Source organism: Aminobacter sp. P4_D5 (assembly GCF_056401815.1).
Window position 1 is genome coordinate 1 of the sequence record NZ_JBFUIP010000367.1, and the last position, 1,456, is coordinate 1,456.

Annotated in this window: 2 protein-coding genes; one reads left to right on the forward strand and one right to left on the reverse strand. The window is 62.2% G+C overall.

Annotated features, from left to right (window positions below; genetic code table 11):
- Window positions 1–966 (reverse strand): hydantoinase/oxoprolinase N-terminal domain-containing protein (locus tag AC1DWF_RS31925; protein ID WP_476842553.1); only part of this gene is annotated, 966 nt, incomplete at its 3' end.
- A gap of 185 nt (window positions 967–1,151) precedes the next feature.
- Between AC1DWF_RS31925 and AC1DWF_RS31930 the strand changes: the two genes are divergently transcribed.
- Window positions 1,152–1,456 (forward strand): FAD-binding oxidoreductase (locus AC1DWF_RS31930; RefSeq protein WP_476842554.1); only part of this gene is annotated, 305 nt, incomplete at its 3' end.

The following is a 1,456-nucleotide window of genomic DNA, read 5'->3' on the forward strand; positions in this document are numbered from 1 at the left end:
GATCGGCATCGCATATTCGATTTCGATCTCGTTCGACACCGCAGGTTCGGCATTGAGGATCAGCGCAACGTCGGTCGAAGTGCCGCCCATGTCGTAGGTGACGAGATTTTCGAAGCCGGCACGCCGGCCGGTATAGGCTGCGGCGATGACGCCCGAGGCCGGGCCCGACATCACGGTCTTGGCCGCCTCGCGGGTAACGAAGCGCGCCGATATCATGCCGCCATTGCCGTTCATGATCAGGAAATCGCGTGCGTAGCCGCGTGTCGCAAGCTCTTGGCGCAACCGCGCCACGTAGCGTTCGAGGATCGGCTGCACCGCCGCGTTGACCGAGGCTGTGACGCCGCGTTCGAACTCGCGCGCTTCCGAAAGCAGCGAATGCCCCGTGGTGATGTGGCCGTTCGGCCAGAGTTCGGCGGCGATCTCGGCAGCGCGCCGCTCATGCGATGGATTGGCGTATGAGTGCAGGAAGTGGACGACGAGTGCCTCGCAGCCGGCGTCGATCAATTCGCGCACTGAAGCGCGCATGCCGTCCTCGTCGAGCGGCTCGCGCACATGTCCCGAGGCTTCGACGCGCTCGGAGACTTCAAGCCTGAGATTGCGCGGGATCACGGGCACGAACACGCCGGTCATGCCATAGGGTTGGGGCCTTGTGCGCCGGCCGAGCTCGATCACGTCGCGAAAGCCGCGCGTGGTGATCATGCCGGTGCGGGCCAGCCGCCGTTCCAGCACGGCGTTGGTGGTGGTCGTGGTGCCATGCACGATCAGGTCGATGTCGGCGATGGGAAAGCCGGTTACGGCGAGCGCCGCGATCACGCCATGCGCCTGGTTTTCGGCCGTCGTCGGTGTCTTGGCGATGTGGACCGCCCCGCCATTGGCGCCGTCGATCAGCAGCAGGTCGGTGAAGGTCCCGCCCACGTCGATGCCCGCCACGACATTTCCCGCCCTTGCGGGAATTTTCTCGTCCATGGACTAATCCCGAAAAGCCCGGACTACGATCATGTGCCAGTTTAGAAAGGCGTTTTAGGCCACAATCTTGACGATGAGATCATTTGTATACTAATTAATAGGCTGAACAAGGCTCCACACTTTGCCTGTATTTCCGCAGCGCGCCGGTGAAAAACCGCCGCCGCGCCGGGCGAGAGGTTTGATCGATGAACACCGCAGCAGCGCTGAAGACGGTCGACGCAAAGCCGCTTCAGTTTCCTATCCCTGCCAATGTCTACGCCGAAACTGTGGTTTCGGTGAAGCATTACACGGATCGCCTGTTTGCCTTCCGCATCACCCGGCCGCAGTCGCTGCGCTTCCGCTCGGGCGAATTCGTCATGATCGGCCTGCCGAATGCCGAAAAGCCGGTCTTCCGCGCCTATTCGGTGGCGAGCCCGTCCTGGGACGACGAACTTGAATTCTTCTCGATCAAGGTGCCGGATGGTCCGCTGACTTCGGAACTGCAGAAGAT